Annotated in this window: 18 protein-coding genes; 8 read left to right on the top strand and 10 right to left on the bottom strand. The window is 61.1% G+C overall.

Going from position 1 to position 16,638, the window contains the following annotated elements:
- The first annotated feature begins 3 nt into the window (after positions 1–3).
- Both lolD and JOY50_RS25140 read left to right on the top strand, forming a co-directional pair.
- Positions 4–687, top strand: coding sequence for a lipoprotein-releasing ABC transporter ATP-binding protein LolD (gene lolD, locus JOY50_RS25135; RefSeq protein ID WP_177313761.1), 684 nt, complete (start codon positions 4–6; stop codon positions 685–687).
- A 61-nt stretch (positions 688–748) separates the two neighbouring features.
- Positions 749–1,990, top strand: coding sequence for a lipoprotein-releasing ABC transporter permease subunit (locus JOY50_RS25140; RefSeq protein WP_132846170.1), 1,242 nt, complete (start codon positions 749–751; stop codon positions 1,988–1,990).
- A gap of 376 nt (positions 1,991–2,366) precedes the next feature.
- Here the strand turns inward: JOY50_RS25140 and JOY50_RS25145 are convergent, their stop codons facing one another.
- On the bottom strand, positions 2,367–3,719 hold the full coding sequence (locus JOY50_RS25145; RefSeq protein WP_132846172.1) for a heavy metal sensor histidine kinase: 1,353 nt from the start codon (positions 3,717–3,719) through the stop codon (positions 2,367–2,369).
- On the bottom strand, positions 3,716–4,396 hold the full coding sequence (cinR, locus tag JOY50_RS25150) for a two-component system response regulator CinR (protein WP_014753919.1): 681 nt from the start codon (positions 4,394–4,396) through the stop codon (positions 3,716–3,718). Before cinR ends, JOY50_RS25145 begins: the two co-directional genes overlap by 4 nt.
- A 182-nt stretch (positions 4,397–4,578) precedes the next feature.
- Here cinR and JOY50_RS25155 point away from each other — a divergent pair, with 182 nt between their 5' ends.
- Positions 4,579–5,085: a plastocyanin/azurin family copper-binding protein gene (locus JOY50_RS25155; RefSeq protein ID WP_132846174.1), complete on the top strand. Its 507-nt coding sequence runs from the start codon at positions 4,579–4,581 to the stop codon at positions 5,083–5,085.
- A 68-nt stretch (positions 5,086–5,153) separates the two neighbouring features.
- On the top strand, positions 5,154–5,984 hold the full coding sequence (gene queF / locus JOY50_RS25160; protein ID WP_132846176.1) for an NADPH-dependent 7-cyano-7-deazaguanine reductase QueF: 831 nt from the start codon (positions 5,154–5,156) through the stop codon (positions 5,982–5,984).
- 143 nt (positions 5,985–6,127) lie between these two features.
- Here the strand turns inward: queF and JOY50_RS25165 are convergent, their stop codons facing one another.
- Positions 6,128–6,391, bottom strand: a complete 264-nt coding sequence (locus JOY50_RS25165) for a DUF4404 family protein (RefSeq protein ID WP_019471256.1) — start codon at positions 6,389–6,391, stop codon at positions 6,128–6,130.
- 122 nt (positions 6,392–6,513) lie between these two features.
- Positions 6,514–7,080 (bottom strand): phosphonoacetaldehyde phosphonohydrolase-related protein, encoded by a 567-nt coding sequence (locus tag JOY50_RS25170; RefSeq protein WP_138737676.1) that lies wholly within the window; start codon positions 7,078–7,080, stop codon positions 6,514–6,516.
- Between the two features lie 201 nt (positions 7,081–7,281).
- Here JOY50_RS25170 and JOY50_RS25175 point away from each other — a divergent pair, with 201 nt between their 5' ends.
- A complete protein-coding gene (locus tag JOY50_RS25175) occupies positions 7,282–7,989 on the top strand; it encodes a VacJ family lipoprotein (protein ID WP_132846181.1) in 708 nt (235 codons plus the stop codon).
- Positions 7,990–8,020: 31 nt separating this feature from the next.
- Here the strand turns inward: JOY50_RS25175 and JOY50_RS25180 are convergent, their stop codons facing one another.
- On the bottom strand, positions 8,021–8,320 hold the full coding sequence (locus tag JOY50_RS25180) for a PilZ domain-containing protein (protein WP_019471259.1): 300 nt from the start codon (positions 8,318–8,320) through the stop codon (positions 8,021–8,023).
- A 271-nt stretch (positions 8,321–8,591) separates the two neighbouring features.
- On the opposite strand from JOY50_RS25180, the gene rssB reads away from it, so the two are divergent.
- Both rssB and rssC read left to right on the top strand, forming a co-directional pair.
- A complete protein-coding gene (gene rssB / locus JOY50_RS25185; RefSeq protein WP_132846183.1) occupies positions 8,592–9,773 on the top strand; it encodes a two-component system response regulator RssB in 1,182 nt (393 codons plus the stop codon).
- The gene (gene rssC / locus JOY50_RS25190; protein ID WP_013971741.1) at positions 9,770–10,252 is read left to right on the top strand and encodes an anti-sigma factor antagonist RssC; all 483 of its coding nucleotides are present in this window, start codon (positions 9,770–9,772) and stop codon (positions 10,250–10,252) included. The genes rssB and rssC overlap by 4 nt, the downstream gene beginning before the upstream one ends.
- Positions 10,253–10,382: 130 nt before the next feature.
- Here rssC and JOY50_RS25195 read toward each other — a convergent pair whose 3' ends face one another.
- The 3 genes from JOY50_RS25195 to dusA form a co-directional block, all read right to left on the bottom strand.
- On the bottom strand, positions 10,383–12,227 hold the full coding sequence (locus JOY50_RS25195; RefSeq protein WP_243056034.1) for an alkaline phosphatase D family protein: 1,845 nt from the start codon (positions 12,225–12,227) through the stop codon (positions 10,383–10,385).
- 206 nt (positions 12,228–12,433) lie between these two features.
- Positions 12,434–13,360: a transaldolase gene (gene tal, locus JOY50_RS25200; protein WP_028614038.1), complete on the bottom strand. Its 927-nt coding sequence runs from the start codon at positions 13,358–13,360 to the stop codon at positions 12,434–12,436.
- A gap of 307 nt (positions 13,361–13,667) precedes the next feature.
- Positions 13,668–14,633, bottom strand: a complete 966-nt coding sequence (gene dusA / locus JOY50_RS25205; RefSeq protein ID WP_243056035.1) for a tRNA dihydrouridine(20/20a) synthase DusA — start codon at positions 14,631–14,633, stop codon at positions 13,668–13,670.
- A 145-nt stretch (positions 14,634–14,778) separates the two neighbouring features.
- Between dusA and JOY50_RS25210 the strand changes: the two genes are divergently transcribed.
- Entirely contained in the window at positions 14,779–15,867 is a 1,089-nt protein-coding gene (locus tag JOY50_RS25210) for a site-specific integrase (protein WP_243056036.1), read from the top strand.
- Here the strand turns inward: JOY50_RS25210 and JOY50_RS25215 are convergent.
- Together JOY50_RS25215 and JOY50_RS25220 are read right to left on the bottom strand one after the other, a co-directional pair.
- Positions 15,864–16,097: an AlpA family transcriptional regulator gene (locus JOY50_RS25215; RefSeq protein ID WP_243056037.1), complete on the bottom strand. Its 234-nt coding sequence runs from the start codon at positions 16,095–16,097 to the stop codon at positions 15,864–15,866. The two genes, JOY50_RS25210 and JOY50_RS25215, sit on opposite strands and share 4 nt — an antisense overlap.
- A 22-nt stretch (positions 16,098–16,119) precedes the next feature.
- Positions 16,120–16,329, bottom strand: a complete 210-nt coding sequence (locus JOY50_RS25220; RefSeq protein ID WP_243056038.1) for a helix-turn-helix domain-containing protein — start codon at positions 16,327–16,329, stop codon at positions 16,120–16,122.
- Positions 16,330–16,638 lie beyond the last annotated feature (309 nt).

Below are 16,638 nucleotides of genomic sequence, written 5' to 3' on the forward strand. Positions count from 1 at the left end.
CGCATGAGTGATAAAGCCGTTCTGAGTTGCCGCAACCTGGGCAAGTCCTACGACGAGGGCCCGGAATCGGTAAAGGTGCTGTCCGGGCTCAACCTTGAGCTGCATGCCGGTGAGCGAGTGGCCATTGTCGGTAGCTCCGGCTCGGGCAAGAGTACCTTGCTCAACCTGCTGGGCGGCCTTGATCGGCCGACCCAGGGCAGCGTCTGGCTGGCTGGCGAAGAGCTGTCGGCCCTGGGCGAACGTGCCCGTGGCCTGCTGCGCAACCGTGAGCTGGGCTTTGTTTATCAGTTCCACCACCTGTTGCCGGAATTCACCGCCATCGAGAACGTGTGCATGCCGCTGCTGATCGGCCGCACGCCCATCCCTGAGGCGCGGGAGCGTGCCGAGGCACTGCTCAAGCGCGTGGGCCTGGGCCACCGCCTGACCCACAAGCCGGCCGAGCTGTCTGGCGGTGAGCGCCAGCGGGTGGCGATTGCCCGGGCACTGGTCAACCGCCCTGGCCTGGTGATGCTCGACGAACCTACCGGCAACCTCGACCACCATACCGCCCAGGGCATCCAGGAGCTTATGCAGGAGCTGTCCAGCTCGTCGCGCACGGCGTTCCTGGTGGTCACCCACGACCTCAACCTGGCGCGGCAGATGGACCGTGTATTGAAGCTCGACGACGGCCACCTGGTGGCGATCTGATCGACTGCTCGGGGTGGCAGGTGCCGCCCCGTTTTCCTGTTTTCATTGGGTGATTTCGTACATGTTCAGACCCTTGCCCATCTTCATCGGCGCGCGCTACACCCGAGCCAAGCGCCGTAACCACTTCATCTCGTTCATTTCGATGACCTCGATGATCGGCCTGTCGCTGGGCGTGCTGGCGATGATCGTGGTGCTGTCGGTGATGAACGGCTTCCAGCGCGAAATGAGCTCGCGCATCCTCGGCCTGGTACCGCATGCCGCCATCCTTGGCGTGCAGCCCCTGGACGACTGGCGCAAAGTGGCCGACACAGCCATGCAGAACCCGGCGGTGGTGGCGGCTGCGCCGATTACCGAAATGGAGGGCATGCTGTCGTACAAGGGTGCGATGCAGCCGATCCAGGTGGGTGGTATCGACCCGGCCGAGGAGGGCAAGGTCTCGATCGTTGGCCAGCACATTGTCCAGGGCCGCCTGCAAGACCTGCAGCCGGGTGAGTTCGGTGTGGTCATCGGTGAATTGACCGCGCGGCGCTTCCGCCTGAACACCGGCGACAAACTGACCCTGATCGTGCCGGAAATCAGCAAGGAACCGGGTGGTATCACCCCGCGCATGCAGCGCCTGACGGTGGTCGGTATCTTCAAGGTCGGTGCCGAGCTGGATGGATCGCAAGCCTACATCCACGTGGCCGACGCCGGCGAGATGCAACGCTGGGCGCCGGGCCAGGTGCAGGGCGTGCGCCTGAAACTGCAGGACCTGTATGCCGCGCCGCAGGTGTCCAAGGCGATTGCAGCCGGGCTGGGTGACGCCTACCGCGCCGATGACTGGTCGCATACCCAGGGCAGCCTGTTCAGCGCCATGAAGATGGAAAAGACCATGATCGGCCTGCTGCTGATGATGATCATCGCCGTGGCGGCCTTCAACATCATTGCCACCTTGGTGATGGTGGTGAACGACAAGGGGCCGGACATTGCCATTCTGCGTACCTTGGGCGCCACGCCAGCGCAGATCATGGGCACGTTCATGGTCCAGGGCAGCCTGATTGGTGTGGTCGGGACGCTGATCGGCGGCGTGTTGGGCGTGATTGCAGCGTTCAATGTCAGCCAGATCGTGGGTTGGCTGGAGCGGGTGAGCGGGCAGCACATCTTTACTTCGGACGTGTACTTCGTCAGCAGCCTGCCATCGCAATTGCAGTGGGGCGATGTGGTGATGATCTGTACGGCCGGGTTGGTGATGAGCTTCCTGGCGACCATTTACCCGGCCTACCGGGCGTCGCAGGTACAGCCGGCGATTGGTCTGGCGGTTTGAGGTAGGTTCGAGGGCCTCATCGCCGGCAAGCCAGCTCCCACAGGTATCGCGCAGGCTCTGGACTTGATGTGTTCCTATGGGGGGCGGCTTGCAGGCAATGGGCAGCACAGCAGCCCCGGCTCCCACAGGTAACGCGCAGGCTCTGGGCTTGATGCGTTCCTATGGGGGTCGGCTTGCAGGCAATGGGCAGCACAGCAGCCCCGGCTCCCACAGGTAACGCGCAGGCTCTGGGCTTGATGCGTTCCTATGGGGGTCGGCTTGCCGGCAATGGGCAGCACAGCAGCCCCGGCTCCCACAGGTACCGCGCACGCTTTCGGCTTGATGCAGTCCTGTGGGAGCTGGCTTGCCGGCGATGGGCTGCGAAGCAGCCCCAATTTCACCGATCCTGGCTGAACTCGATCACGAACCGTGTCCAGCCACCTTCACATTCCGCCCGAATGCACCCGCCATGGGCCTGCACGATCGACCGGGTAATCGCCAAGCCCAACCCAGCATGCTCGCTACTGCCTTCGCGCCGTGCCGGGTCCACACGATAGAAACGGTCGAACAACCGCGGCAAAGCAGCAGGCTCGATAGCCGGCCCGGTATTGGCCACGCTGATTCTCGGCCCTGGCGCCAGCGTCACCCTTACCTGCCCACCCGCCGGGGTAAAGCGCATGGCGTTATCCAGCAGATTGGACAGCGCCCGGCGCAGCATATGCCGGTCACCGTGCAGCACGGCTTCACCCTCGCGCAGCATCTGCACATCGCTGTCTTCGGCCAGCGGCGCGTAGTACTCCAGCAGCGCATCCACCTCGTCGTGCAATGCCAAAAGCGCTTGCCCTGGTACCAGCAAGCCGTGGTCGGCCTTGGCCAGAAACAACATGTCGTTGATCATCTGCGCCATCCACTGCAGTTCTTCCAGGTTGCCATGCAGCGCTTCGCGGTACTCCTCGAGGCTGCGCGGGCGGGTGAGGGTAACCTGGGTATGGGTCAGCAGGTTGGACAGCGGCGTGCGCAGCTCATGGGCGATGTCGGCAGAAAATGCCGACAGGCGCTGGAAGGCATCGTCCAGGCGCTGCAGCATGGCGTTCATGCTGGTGGCCAGCTCGGCCAGCTCCTCGGGCATTTGCGCCACCGGCAGGCGCGTGGTGAGCGAGCGTGCCGACACGCTGGCGGCCACCTGGCCCATCTGCCGCAACGGGCGCAGGCCGCGGCGTACCGCCCAGGCGCCGAGCAGCGCGGTGACCAGCGCGGAAAGGCCGACAGTCAGCCAGATCAGGCGTTGCATGCCCTGCAGGAAGTGCTGGTGGTGGGTGATGTCGAGGTACAGGGCCAGTTGTGGCGACTGCACGGCGCCCTGCACCAGGTGCACAGCCAGGCTGCGGTAATCGGTGCCTTGTGCATGCAGGGTGGCCAGCCCGGCGGGCAGCGGTGCCTGCGGTAGCCCGGTGCGGCTTTCGAACCAGGTGGTGCCGTCGCTGCCGCTGATGCGCAGGGCCAGGTCGGCCTGGTGGCTCAGTTCATCGCGCAGGGCGGGTAGGCGTGCCTGCAGCTCGGTCGGGGTGGAGATGCCAGCCAGTTGCGTACGGAACACTGACAGGCGCGAGTCCAGCAGTTGCTGGTCGAGTTCGACGAAGTGCTGCTCGCTGGCCCGGCTGAACAACACGCCAGCGCCCAGCGAAACCGCGGCGGTGCAGGCGGCGAATAACAGTGCCAGACGGCTGCCGAGAGAAACCCTGCGCATCATTCCGTGCGCTCTTCCAGTACATAGCCCATGCCGCGTACGGTGTGGATCAGCTTGTTGGGGTGCGGGTCGTCGATTTTCAGGCGCAGGCGGCGTATCGCCACTTCGATGACGTTGGTGTCGCTGTCGAAATTCATGTCCCACACCTGCGAGGCGATCAGCGATTTTGGCAATACCTCGCCCTGGCGGCGCAGCAGTAGTTCGAGCAGGGAAAATTCCTTGGCGGTCAGGTCAATGCGCTGTCCGGCGCGCTCGGCGCGGCGGCGGATCAGGTCCAGGCGCAGGTCGGCCAGGCTCAGGGTAGTGTCCTGGCTGGGGCTGGTGCCACGGCGCAGCAGGCTGCGCACCCGGGCCAGCAGTTCGGAAAAGGCGAACGGCTTGACCAGATAGTCGTCGGCGCCCAGCTCAAGGCCATGCACGCGGTCCTCTACGGCGTCACGGGCGGTGAGGAACAGTACCGGCGTATCCAGACCGGCCTGGCGCACAGCCTGCAGAATCTGCCAGCCGTCACGGCCGGGCAGCATCACGTCGAGGATCAAAAGGTCGTGGTCGCCGGTCAGGGCCAGGAACTGGCCGGTTTCGCCATCGGTGGCCAGCTCGGTGGCGAAGCCGGCCTCGCTCAAGCCCTGGCTCAGGTACTGGCCGGTGCGGGCCTGGTCTTCGACGATCAGCAGTTTCATGCACTGTCCATAATCTGAAAGTTTGTACCTGCCCTGTGGGAGCGGGCGGTCTAGTGGCTGAAATGATACGTGACGAAGCGCAGGCACGCCCAAGCTGACAAAGTTGTAATCTCCCTGTCAGGTAGCTGCCAGTCGCCCGTGACTAAGGTGGCTTCATCCTGTTGTACATTTCCGGAGTCATCATGAAACGCCTGTTCATCGCCGCCCTTGCCCTGGCCAGCCTGCCGACCTTTGCCGGCGAGGCGCAAACTTTCGCCTTTGGCGAGCCGGCCCCGGCGAACAAAGCCACCCGCACGGTCAACGTGGTGCTCAAGGACATCGCCTTCGAGCCCAAAAACCTGCAGGTAAAAGCCGGCGAGACGGTGCGCTTCGTACTGGTCAACGAGGGTAAGCTGCCGCATGAATTCAACCTCGGTGACAAGGCCATGCATGCCGAGCACCAGAAGGAAATGGTCGCCATGCAAGGCAAGATGTTCACCGAGGCCATGAACCACGAAGGCATGGACCACGGCCAGATGATGGATCACGGCGGCGGCCATGGCCACGGTGGTGGCAACACGGTGCTGGTCATGCCAGGCCAGCGCGCCGAGCTGACCTGGACCTTCCGCAAGTCGGCGCCTATCGAGTTCGCGTGCAACGTGCCGGGACATTATCAGGCTGGCATGGTCGGGGCGTTGACCATCGAGTGACTTGCGCTCCAAGGCAGGGTGCAAAACCGGTAGACTAGGTGCAATTTCGAACCTCTAGGTCAGTTTCCATGCATCCTGCTGCCGAACACTCGCCGCTGGGCAAGTCCAGCGAATACATCGCCACCTACTCCCCGGAGCAGCTGTTCCCGATCCCGCGTACCGCCAAGTGGGCCGAGCTGGGCGTCACCGCGCAGACCTTGCCCTGGCAGGGCGTGGATTACTGGAACTGCTTCGAGCTGAGCTGGCTGCTGCCGTCGGGCAAGCCGGTGGTGGCGATCGGCGAGTTCGCCATCCCGGCCGACTCGCCGAACATCATCGAGTCCAAGTCGTTCAAGCTGTACCTCAACTCGCTGAACCAGACGGTATTTGCCTCGCTGGGCGAATTGCAGGCCTGCCTGGAGAAAGACCTGTCTGCCGCGGCCGGCAAGCCGGTGGGCGTGAAGGTACGTACCTTGGCTGAAGTCGAGGCCCAAGGCGTGGTGGCCTTGCCGGGGCTGTGCATCGATGCGCTGGACGTTGCCATCAGCAACTATGAGCAGCCGCAGCCAGAGCTGCTGCGTTGCAACCCGGAGCAAGTGGTGCAAGAGACCTTGCACAGCCACCTGCTGAAGTCCAACTGCCCGGTGACCGGCCAGCCCGACTGGGGCAGTGTGGTGGTCGAGTACAAGGGCAGGGCGCTGGACCACGCCAGCCTGCTGACCTACCTGATCAGCTTCCGCCAGCATGCCGACTTCCATGAGCAGTGCGTCGAGCGCATTTACCTGGACTTGAAGAACCTGCTGCAGCCGGAGCACCTGACGGTGTATGCGCGGTATGTGCGCCGGGGTGGGCTGGATATCAACCCGTACCGTAGCACTGGGGCGATCAGCCCGGATAACAAGCGGCTGGTTCGGCAGTAAGGCTCAAGTACGTTGGGGGCGCTCTGCGCCCCTTTCGCGACACAAGGCCGCTCCCACAGGTTCAGCGCATGATCAGGGTTTTGCGCTGAACCTGTGGGAGCAGCCTTGTGCTGCGAATGGGCTGCCGAGCAGCCCCAGCTGTTTCAGATCCCCATGCTGTGCAGCGAGTTGGCAATGCTGCGCAGGGTGGCGGTGAGGTCGGGGTGGTCGGCCTCGAAGCGTTCGATGGCCAGGTTCACGCCATCCACCAGGTTGTTGTCTGGCGTGGCTTCCTCCAGTTTCAGTTGCGCCTCGATCTGGCGCGCTTCTTCGTGCAACGCGGCCAGTTCGTCTTCCGAGAGCGGTACGTTGCGGTCCAGTTGCTCGCGCAAGCTGTTCAGGCGCTCTTGCAATTCGCGGGCAGGCATTGGTAGTTCTCCATCAAGGGCTTGGCAAACCATGGACCTCAGCGAAGCGGCAAAGGTTCTGGCCTGTCTTCAGCGTAATCCACCTGCCGCCGCTTTGCATGATCCGCGTCAAAGGTGCTGTATCAGGGTTTTTCACCTTTGCGCCGGCGCTGGGCGATGTCCTGCAGGCAGGTTTCCAGCGCTTCCAGGTGGTCGATGACCGAGTGCACCCCCATGCCGAACAGTTCCAGCGTCGCCTTGCCGCGGGCCACGTCCTGTTGTTGCGAGGTCATGGCTAGCCATTGCCGCGAGCTGCGATCGCAGAACGGGCTGCAGGCGGCCAGGCCTACCGTCCACAAACCGGCGTTAAGGCCGGACTGCAGCAGGCGCGGGTCGCCGCTGACCAGTACGCAGCCGTCCAGGCGTTCGCTTTCCAGGGTCATCAGTGCCTGCCAACAGGCGTTCGGCGCCGGCCAGCGTACGCCGTTGACCGAATGCCCCGGCAGCCAGCCGGGCAGTACGTGGGCCAGGCGCTTGCTTTGGGTGGCGCTGAGGTCATCCAGCCAGATGCACGGCACCTGATGCTGGCGCAGGCTGGCGAGGGTAGCCAGGGCGCCAGGGGCGGGCGAGGGGGCGCCACCAGTGGCGGCCTGTACCAGGCAGCCGCGCAAGCCGAACAGCACAGCAGTGAAGGCGGGTGCAGCATCCATGGCAACTTCCCCCAAATAGTCCGCAGGCTATTCGGTGATTGTTACCGCCCTGTGACATCGGCCCTTATGCAACAGTTGTTCACAAAATATTGCGCAAACATGTGTAAAGCTGTTTATCAGCCCGCAAGCCTCTATACTGCCGCCTTACCAGCAGCGCGACCCGTTGCGCTTGCGGCCGAGAAATTCGATGGAGAGACATCTATGCGTAGGATCGGTGCCAGTGTGATCGAACGAGTCACCCAGGCCTGTGTCTGCGCCAGCATGCTGCTGGCGCCCGTGGCAGCCACCCAGGCAGCCACCGAGGAAGATCCCTGGGAAGCGGTCAACCGGCCGATCTTCCGCTTCAACGATACCCTCGACACCTATGCCCTCAAGCCGTTGGCCAAGGGCTACCAGGCGGTCACTCCGCAGTTCCTTGAAGATGGCATCCACAACATCTTCCGCAACCTGGGTGACGTGACCAACCTGGCCAACAACGTGCTGCAGCTCAAGCCTCATGCGGCGGGCGTGGATACCGCGCGGCTGATCGTCAACACCACCTTTGGCCTGGGCGGTTTCTTCGACGTGGGCACCACGATGGGCCTGCAGCGCAGTGACGAGGACTTCGGCCAGACCCTCGGCTACTGGGGTGTGCCGAGCGGCCCGTACGTGGTCATCCCCCTGCTGGGGCCAAGCACGGTGCGTGACGGCGTGGCCAAGTACCCGGACAGCTACACCAAACCCTATCGCTACATCGACCATGTGCCGACACGCAATTCCATCTTCGCCCTGGACGTGATCGACACGCGTGCCGACTTGCTGTCTGCCGAGAAGCTGATTCAGGGTGACAAGTACATCTTCATTCGTAACGCCTACCTGCAGAACCGCGAGTTCAAGGTCAAGGATGGCGAAGTCGAAGACGACTTCTGATCTGTGAACAGGGGCCGCAATAGGCCCCTGTTCAATGCATGGCCAGCACGCGCAACCCGAATTTCTGCTGTCCACCCGGCTGGTCGGCAATCCATACCACTTCGGTGCTGGCATGCAGCCCTTTCAGCGCCGGGTGGTCAGACTCGATCCGCACCTCAATATGATCCCCCACCTGGAAGCGTTGCGGTGCCTGCACCTGCATGCCGCCGCTGGACAAGTCCAGGCACACGGCTGCGATCACCTGGCCTTCATGTAGCAGGTTGACCGCGGTGTCGATGCGCATGCGGATGAAATCGCGTTTTTCGCTGTGGCTGGAGGGCGTGTTGGGCATGCTGCATCCTTCCCATCGGGGTGCGCTGGTCGACTTTCTTATAACTCCCGGTGATTTGCCCTGTAAAGAGCGGCGAGGTCGACCCTTGCATGCTTGAAACGCCTGCCGGATGGGAGTACCGTCTGCGCCTTACAAGGTACCTTTGAACAGTTGCCGGGCAGGTGTTCTTGTCCTACAACTCAAGTAGAGTGTGACCACAAAGAATTCCCGTAGCTGGCCGTCTGCTTTGCCGACACCGCTGCACCAACCCAAATCGGCGCCGTTCGCCCACATGCAGAAAACCAGTGCAACGCTGCTGATTATCGATGACGACGACGTGGTCCGTGCGAGCCTCGCCGCCTATCTTGAAGACAGTGGCTTCAGCGTCCTCCAGGCCGGTAATGGCCAGCAGGGGCTTCAGGTCTTCGAAGAACACCAGCCCGACCTTGTGATCTGCGATTTGCGCATGCCGCAGATGGGCGGCCTCGAACTGATCCGTCAGGTCAGCGAGCGTGCGCCGCAGTTGCCGGTGATCGTGGTGTCCGGTGCCGGCGTCATGAGTGATGCGGTGGAAGCCTTGCGCCTGGGCGCCGCCGACTACCTGATCAAGCCGCTGGAAGACCTGGCCGTACTTGAGCATTCGGTGCGCCGTGCCCTCGACCGGTCACGCCTGGTGCTGGAAAACCAGCGCTACCGCGACAAGCTCGAAGCGGCCAACCGCGAGCTGGAGGCCAGCCTGCACCTGCTGCAGGAGGACCAGACCGCCGGTCGTCAGGTGCAGATGAACATGCTGCCGGAAAGCCCCTGGGTAGCTGGCGAGTTCGCGTTCGAGCACCAGATCATCCCGTCGCTGTACCTGTCGGGTGATTTTGTCGATTACTTCCGTGTGGACGAGCGGCGCATTGCCTTCTACCTCGCGGATGTTTCCGGGCATGGCGCGTCGTCGGCCTTTGTCACCGTGCTGTTGAAATTCATGACCACGCGGCTCATGTTTGAGCTAAAGCGCAGCAGGATGCGCGAGTTCAAGCCGTCCGAAGTGCTCAGTCACATCAACCGCGGCCTGATCAATAGCAAGCTGGGCAAGCACGTCACCATGGTTGGTGGGGTGATCGACGAAGAGTCTGGCCTGTTGACCTACGCCGTGGGCGGCCACTTGCCGCTGCCCGTGCTGCATACCCCTGGGCACACCCGATACCTGGAAGGCCGTGGCCTGCCAGTGGGGCTGTTCGACGAGGCCACCTATCAGGACCTGGTCGTGGAGCTGCCGCCTCAGTTCAGCCTCAGCCTGATGTCCGATGGCATTCTGGACCTTTTGCCGGGTGACACGCTCAAAGATAAAGAAGCCGCCTTGCCGGAGATCGTCAGGGCAGCAGGTGGCAGCCTGGATGGGCTGCGTCAACGATTCGGATTAGCTACGCTTGGGGAGATGCCGGATGATATCGCCCTATTGGTGTTAAGCAGGAACCTTCAATGAGTACCGGTAGAATCCAGTTCGCCGAGCAGAGCGGTACCTTCGTACTGAAATTCGTCGGTGAAGTGCGCCTGACCCTGTGTTCGGCGCTGGATGCGACGATCGAGAAGATTTTCACTGCGTTGAACTTCTCGGCGATTGTCATCGACCTGACCGAAACCGAGAGTATCGACAGCACCACCCTGGGCTTGCTGGCCAAGCTGTCGATCCTGTCGCGGCAAAAGGTCGGCCTGTTGCCGACCGTGGTCACCACCAACCCGGACATTTCCCGGTTGTTGCAGTCGATGGGCTTCGATCAGGTGTTCAACATTGTCGATCGCCCGATTCCGTGCCCCGAGTGCCTGACCGACCTGCCGTCGCAGGACCAGAACGAAGACGTGGTGCGCTCCAAGGTATTGGAGGCGCACAAGATTCTCATGGGCCTGAACGACTCCAACCGCGAAGCCTTCCATGACCTGGTCAACGCGCTGGAGCGGACCTGATCGTTAACCTGTGCCGGCCCTTTCGCGGGTAAACCCGCTGCCACAGGAATCTGCACAGGTCTGAAAGGCCCACGATCCCTGTGGGAGCGGGTTTACCCGCGAAGAGGCCAGCACAGGCTGAATACTCGACTCAGCCAACAAACTCGGTAGCCTCACCCCCACCCGCATCCAGCTGATACACCCGTGCCGGCCGCCCCTGCTCATCAAAGAACACCTGCCCCAGCCCCGCACCGTTCCACAAGCGCTCCCCGGCCTTGCTGTGGCTCGGTGTACGCGGCACCACCTCCATCTCCCGGCGTTTGGTAAACCAGTTCAGGGGCGAGCGCGGCGCATACAGCCAGCGGTTGAGCCGGTCGAGCACATCCAGCAGGCGCCGGGGGAATTCATTCTTGATCCCGCTGCTGGTCACTTGCCACAAATGCGGGCTGCGCTGGCGGTGGCGGATCAGCACTTCATAGACGAACGAGTAGTGCACATCCCCGGACAACACCACGTAGTGCCCGGGCGTGCGCGAGTGGCGGAAGATGTTGAGAATGACCTGCGCCGCTCCCCGGTGGGCCATCCAGTTTTCGGCATCCACCAAAAGCGGGTAGCCCAGCCAGCTGAACACTTTCTGCACGGTCTCGATCAGCTTCACGCCAAAAATCGGCGCAGGCGAGACAATCACCGCTGACGGGTGGTCGAGCAGCGCCTGCTGCAACTCGCTCAGCGCTTCCCAGTCGAGCAGGCCGGACGGCTTGGCCAGGTTGCTTTCGCTGCGCCAGCGGCGGGTGCGGGTGTCCAGCACCAGCAAGGGTGGGTTTGTCGGCAAGCTGAATTGCCAGCCCTGAAAGCGCAGCAGTTCGCCGATCAGTTCATCGCGGGCCTCGCTGCACAACGCCTGGCATTGCTTGACCAGTGGCTTGCAGCTGTCCGGATCGTTGCCCCAGGCCTGACACAGCAGGTAGCCAAGCAGTGCGTTGCCAATGATCCGCCGCGAGAAGGGGTGGCCGTAGGCGGTTTCTTCCCACTGTGCCGAGAGGTTCCAGTCGTCGGTGATGTCGTGGTCGTCGAAGATCATCAGGCAGGGCAGGTGGGCCATCACCCGCGCCACCTGGCCAAGGTTCTCGGCAAACGCCTGGATCAGCGGCAGTTCGTGCCGGTAACGGACCTGACGCTCGTCGGTGAGCCCGCTGGGCATGTCCATGTTCACCAGCTGCCAGGGCACTGGCGACCACACCAGCAGGTACATGGCCATGACTTCGGCGAAGCTCACCAGGTGGTTGTCGGCGTTGCTGGACGAAAAGATCGGCTTGCGCTTGCCGCCGAAAAAACGCTCGCGCAGGGTATCGTTCATTTCCTGCGCCGGCAGCAGGTCGGCGCGGTTGTAGTAGCTCGCCGGGTGCTGGTAGAGCGCCTGGCTGTCGGCCACCACTGCGCCCTCCAACTGCTCGTCGAACAGGCCCAGGCGCTCGATCAGGCTATGGATAGCACGCAGCATCGGGCCGGCGACATCGTCGGCATATACCTGGTCACCGCTCATCAGCAGCACGGCGGGGCGGTCCTCGGGTTTTGCGCAGGCCTGTAGCAGCCGGTCGGCACACAGCAGGCCGTCTGCAGCGGGGTGATGCGGCTTGCGGCAGGAACCGTGCAGCAAGTGGTCAAGACGGTCGCGCAGCACCAGGCTTGGGCGCTGGGTGCCGGGGTAGAGCAGGTGCGGCGCCCAGCCGGCGATGCCCTGGCCATTGATGAGCAGGTCGTAGTCGAGCTGCTGGTTATGGGGCAGGGCATTGGCAAAGTGGATATCCAGCAGATGAATAAAGGCGTGCTGGCCGACCGGGACGACCTGGCAATCCACCTTGGCCTCGCTTGCCGGGAGGATGAATACGGGTTGCAGCGGTTGGGTTGCGACCAGCCAGATGGCCAGGCGCTGGGGTTCCAGGCGGCGCAGTGCCGGGCCGGCAAGTACGAGAGGCAAGGGGGTAGAGGAGGTCATCGACAGCTCGGGTGGCTTATCGGGCCTCTTCGCGGGTAAACCCGCTCCCACACGCATACCCACAGGCCTGAAATTGGCGCTGTACTTGTGGGAGCGGGTTTACCCGCGAAGAGGCCCTGGAATTCAATTCACAACTAAAGCTTGGCAAAACAAAACGGGCGGAAAATGCTGAACACTTCCCGCCCGTCCGGCAAACCGGATATGTATCAGGCTTTTTCAGCCATCAACTTCTCCAGCTTTTCCTGGTCCCGCGCAAACTGGCGAATACCCTCGGCCAGCTTCTCGGTGCCCATGGCATCTTCGTTCATCGCCCAGCGGAACTGGCTTTCATTCAGCTGCTGCTTGGCCTCGCCGGCATTGCCCGGCTTGAGCACGCGCGGCAGTTCACCCTGGTCATCGCTCAACTGCTGCAAAAGTTCAGGGCTGATGGTCAGGCGGTCGCAGCCGGCCAGCTGTTCGATCTGGCCGATATTGCGGAAGCTGGCGCCCATCACCACGGTGTTGTAGCCATTGGCCTTGTAGTAGTTGTAAATGCGCGTCACCGATTGCACGCCAGGGTCCTCGGCGCCCACGTAATCCGTGCCGGTGCTCTTTTTGTACCAGTCGTAGATACGGCCTACGAACGGCGAAATCAGGAACACACCGGCATCGGCGCAGGCCTGAGCCTGGGCGAAGGAGAACAGCAGCGTGAGGTTGGTCTGGATGCCTTCCTTTTCCAGCTGCTCGGCAGCACGGATGCCTTCCCAGGTTGAGGCCAGCTTGATCAGCACGCGGTCTTTGGAGACCCCGGCTGCGTCATACAGCCCGATCAGCTGGCGGGCCTTGTTCAGCAGCGCCGGTTCATCGAACGACAGGCGGGCATCCACCTCGGTGGAGATACGCCCCGGAATGACCTTGAGAATGCCCGAGCCCACGGCCACCGCGAACTTGTCACAGGCCAGGTCGACATTGCCCTTGGCGTCGGCCTTCACCTGCTTGAGCAGGTCGGCGTAGCCCGGGATGGCAGCGGCCTTGAGCAGCAGGGACGGGTTGGTGGTGGCATCGACCGGCTTCAGGCGGGTGATGGCATCCAGGTCCCCGGTGTCGGCGACCACGGTGGTGAACTGCTTCAGTTGTTCCAGCTTGGAAGTCATGGGCGTGCTCTGTCCTGTGCATTTACTCGACATTACCCGAGCCCCGACAGCCGCTCAAGGGCCTGTAGAAGCGGGCTTGCCCACGAAGGGCGGTACATAAGGTGAAGATTCGAGTGCCCGGCCGCCTTGAGGTTCCACATACTGCAATTCTCAAGCTCGCACGATCGTCTGTAGGAGCGGCCTTGTGTCGCGACAGGGCTGCAAAGCAGCCCCAGGGTTTCCGCGCAGATGCCTATATTGCTAGGGCTGCCTTGCAGCCCTGTCGCGGCACAAGGCCGCTCCTACAACGGCCCTGTCGCGTGCACTATCACCGTCCTTGCAGCAACTCCACCGCCTGGTCAAACACGGCCAGCGGCTGCGCCGCCTTGTGAATGTCTGCCGACAGCAACTGACGGAAGCGCCGCGCCCCCTTGAACCCTTGGGCCAGCCCCAGAATATGCCGGGTAACGTGGTGCATCGCGCCGCCACTTTCCATGTGCGCCACAATATAAGGCCGCAATTGCGCCAGCACTTCGCTACGGCTGACCACCGCCGCTTCGCTGCCAAACAGCCGCTGGTCCACCTCGGCCAGCAGGTAAGGGTTGTGATACGCCTCACGCCCCAGCATCACGCCATCGAAGGTTTCAAGGTGCGCCTGGCATTCGTCCAGGGTCTTGATCCCGCCATTGAGCACGATCTCCAGGTCCGGGAAGTCCGCCTTCAGCTGCGCCGCTACCTCATAGCGCAGGGGCGGCACCTCGCGGTTTTCCTTCGGCGACAACCCCTCGAGAATCGCGATACGCGCATGCACGGTAAAACTCCGGCACCCTGCCTCACGTACCTGCCCGACGAAATCGCACAGCTCGGCATAGCTGTCGCGGCCATTAATGCCGATGCGGTGCTTTACCGTCACCGGTGTCGACACCGCATCCCGCATGGCCTTCACGCAATCGGCCACCAGTGCCGGGTGGGCCATCAGGCAGGCACCGATCATGTTGTTCTGCACCCGGTCGCTCGGGCAGCCGACATTGAGGTTGACCTCGTCATAGCCCGCGTCCTCGGCCAGGCGTGCGCAGGCGGCCAGATCGGCGGGCACGCTGCCGCCCAGTTGCAGGGCGAGCGGGTGCTCGGAGGCATCGTGGCGCAGGAAACGGTGGGCGTCGTTGTGCAGCAGGGCACCGGTGGTGACCATTTCGGTGTAGAGCAGGGTTTGCTTGGAGAGCAGGCGCAGGAAGAACCGGCAGTGGCGGTCTGTCCAGTCCATCATGGGTGCGACAGAAAATCGTCTGCACATAAGACCTTGATTTATAACGTCTTTTTCGCGATCTGAATTCAATTTGAAGCCTTCGTGTGTAGCTTTGGTGCACACGCGGTGTGCATGATGGGTGTGTGCAGTGTATGATTCGGGTACGGCGAATTGAACAGGGATTGCACACGCGATGGCTAGTATTGTAAAGCTTCCAAGCGGTAGCTGGCGCGCTCAGGTTATGCGCGGTGGTGTGCGAAAGGGCATGACTTTCAAAAAGCACGCAGACGCAAAGCGTTGGGCTGCGGAGATGGAAAGCAAGCTTGAGAGCATCAGAGCTGTCGGCACAGCACCAACGCCAAAAGGATCAACCGTCGCGGATTTCATTGACAAGTACATTGAAGAAACGGATCCGGTCAAGCCGCACGGCAAGAACAAAAAGGCTACGCTCAAGCGGCTAAAATCAGAGTTCAAGGGCGTTCTGATGTCCGAGTTCTCGATCATTCATCTCCGAGACTTTGTCGATAAACGGCTCAAGCAAAAAACACAGGATGGTACAACTGTCTCCGGCGTCACTATCTCTGTGGATCTGTCATACATATCGACCGTATTACATTGGGCGCGCGAAGTTCGACACTACGATGTTGATGCAAGTATTGCAAACCAGGTGAGAAGCGGCCTTTCGCGGAGGGGCGTGAATACTCGCAGCAATACACGTGAGAGAGAAGCAACGCAGGACGAACTCTCGAGAATTTTTGAAGCTTATGCGAAAAAGCCGAGGCAGAAGATTCCAATGCCGGATTTGATTGCGTTCGCTTTGGCATCAGCAATGCGACAAGAGGAAATTTGTAAGCTCCTCATAGAGGATATTGACGAAGTCGATAAAACGGTAGTTGTTAGAAACCGAAAGCACCCAAAAGCGAAAATCGGTAATGATCAGATAGTACCGCTACTGCCTGCGGCCTGGAAAATTGCGAAGGAGCATATAGGGGATCGGAAAACAGGACGAATTTTTCCCTACTATGAGAAATCAGTTAGTTCTTCTTTCACAAGAATTTGCAAGGAGTGCAAGATTGATGATTTGCATTTTCACGACCTCCGTCATGGTGCAATCGGAAATCTATTCGCCGTCGGCCTGAGAATTGAGCAGGTGGCTCTTATTTCTGGGCACAAAGATTGGGCGATGCTTCGGCGGTACACGCATATCAAAGCTAGGGATGTGCAAAAGGCCTTCAATGACTTGATTGGCAGTCAAGTCGAGAAGGCCGCAGGGACTGTTTAAATAGCCCTAATAATGGCCTCGCGGCTTCTCTCTTTTTTCAGCGACATCAAATGCTCTTTGATGTCGTTGAGATCGTAGAAATATCCAGCACCGAAACGAGAGTATGTGGGGCCGTTCCCACGCTTACGCCAATCTTGAACAGTTGAACTGCTCACCTGAGCTAGCGTTGCCACTTGTTCCTCAGTCAAAAAGCCAAGCTTCATTGCAAGGTCATCCCTTTCGTTCTTCATTTGGAATGTGCACCTTACTCGGTTATACAGTGACTGCAGTCATATTTGCGTCAACGAAACGCTCAACATCAGTACGCTTGTAGTAGATCCGACGATTAACGTAAACATAAGGCGTAAGAGCATCCAAATGCTTGCCGCTAAATCGCCAGTAGCGCAGCGTCTCAGCAGAGATACCCAACAGTACAGCGGCCTGGTTCGCAGCGACGTAATCGCCCATCTTTTGCGTGTGCATACAAATACCTTTTTAACTTCAGTTTTTGCACCTCGCTGCACGTCCTGGGGCTGCCGGTGTCAATTTATGCTGATCATTCGCCGGGTCGCTGTCAACAAAAAAATCGACGTGCACTATTGACTTTTTGTCAACTTTGGAGTTCTCGGTAAAGCAGTGCTATACCGGAACTTCAGGAAAGGGCAGTAAAAGCGGGCATTTCCCGCACTGCATTCGACAAAGCGTTTAACCAGAAATTTTTTCAACTTTCGAATCTCGGTCAAGCAGCGCTATACCGTAAACGGCGGGTTGCGGGCAAAAAGAAGCCCCGGC

Origin of the sequence: Pseudomonas sp. BP01, assembly GCF_022760795.1 — a bacterium.
Lineage (GTDB): Bacteria > Pseudomonadota > Gammaproteobacteria > Pseudomonadales > Pseudomonadaceae > Aquipseudomonas > Aquipseudomonas putida_Q.

What these genes read in the sequence shown, in the direction of transcription:
- cinR (WP_014753919.1), bottom strand. Translation starts at nt 4,396, where the DNA reads ATGAAACTGCTGATCGTCGAAGACCAGGCCCGCACCGGCCAGTACCTG.
- JOY50_RS25195 (WP_243056034.1), bottom strand. Translation starts at nt 12,227, where the DNA reads ATGACCTCCTCTACCCCCTTGCCTCTCGTACTTGCCGGCCCGGCACTG.
- JOY50_RS25140 (WP_132846170.1), top strand. Translation starts at nt 749, where the DNA reads ATGTTCAGACCCTTGCCCATCTTCATCGGCGCGCGCTACACCCGAGCC.
- JOY50_RS25180 (WP_019471259.1), bottom strand. Translation starts at nt 8,320, where the DNA reads ATGCCCAACACGCCCTCCAGCCACAGCGAAAAACGCGATTTCATCCGC.
- lolD (WP_177313761.1), top strand. Translation starts at nt 4, where the DNA reads ATGAGTGATAAAGCCGTTCTGAGTTGCCGCAACCTGGGCAAGTCCTAC.
- rssC (WP_013971741.1), top strand. Translation starts at nt 9,770, where the DNA reads ATGAGTACCGGTAGAATCCAGTTCGCCGAGCAGAGCGGTACCTTCGTA.
- tal (WP_028614038.1), bottom strand. Translation starts at nt 13,360, where the DNA reads ATGACTTCCAAGCTGGAACAACTGAAGCAGTTCACCACCGTGGTCGCC.
- JOY50_RS25145 (WP_132846172.1), bottom strand. Translation starts at nt 3,719, where the DNA reads ATGATGCGCAGGGTTTCTCTCGGCAGCCGTCTGGCACTGTTATTCGCC.
- dusA (WP_243056035.1), bottom strand. Translation starts at nt 14,633, where the DNA reads ATGTGCAGACGATTTTCTGTCGCACCCATGATGGACTGGACAGACCGC.
- queF (WP_132846176.1), top strand. Translation starts at nt 5,154, where the DNA reads ATGCATCCTGCTGCCGAACACTCGCCGCTGGGCAAGTCCAGCGAATAC.
- JOY50_RS25170 (WP_138737676.1), bottom strand. Translation starts at nt 7,080, where the DNA reads ATGGATGCTGCACCCGCCTTCACTGCTGTGCTGTTCGGCTTGCGCGGC.
- JOY50_RS25215 (WP_243056037.1), bottom strand. Translation starts at nt 16,097, where the DNA reads ATGAAGAACGAAAGGGATGACCTTGCAATGAAGCTTGGCTTTTTGACT.
- JOY50_RS25220 (WP_243056038.1), bottom strand. Translation starts at nt 16,329, where the DNA reads ATGCACACGCAAAAGATGGGCGATTACGTCGCTGCGAACCAGGCCGCT.
- JOY50_RS25155 (WP_132846174.1), top strand. Translation starts at nt 4,579, where the DNA reads ATGAAACGCCTGTTCATCGCCGCCCTTGCCCTGGCCAGCCTGCCGACC.
- rssB (WP_132846183.1), top strand. Translation starts at nt 8,592, where the DNA reads ATGCAGAAAACCAGTGCAACGCTGCTGATTATCGATGACGACGACGTG.
- JOY50_RS25210 (WP_243056036.1), top strand. Translation starts at nt 14,779, where the DNA reads ATGGCTAGTATTGTAAAGCTTCCAAGCGGTAGCTGGCGCGCTCAGGTT.
- JOY50_RS25175 (WP_132846181.1), top strand. Translation starts at nt 7,282, where the DNA reads ATGCGTAGGATCGGTGCCAGTGTGATCGAACGAGTCACCCAGGCCTGT.
- JOY50_RS25165 (WP_019471256.1), bottom strand. Translation starts at nt 6,391, where the DNA reads ATGCCTGCCCGCGAATTGCAAGAGCGCCTGAACAGCTTGCGCGAGCAA.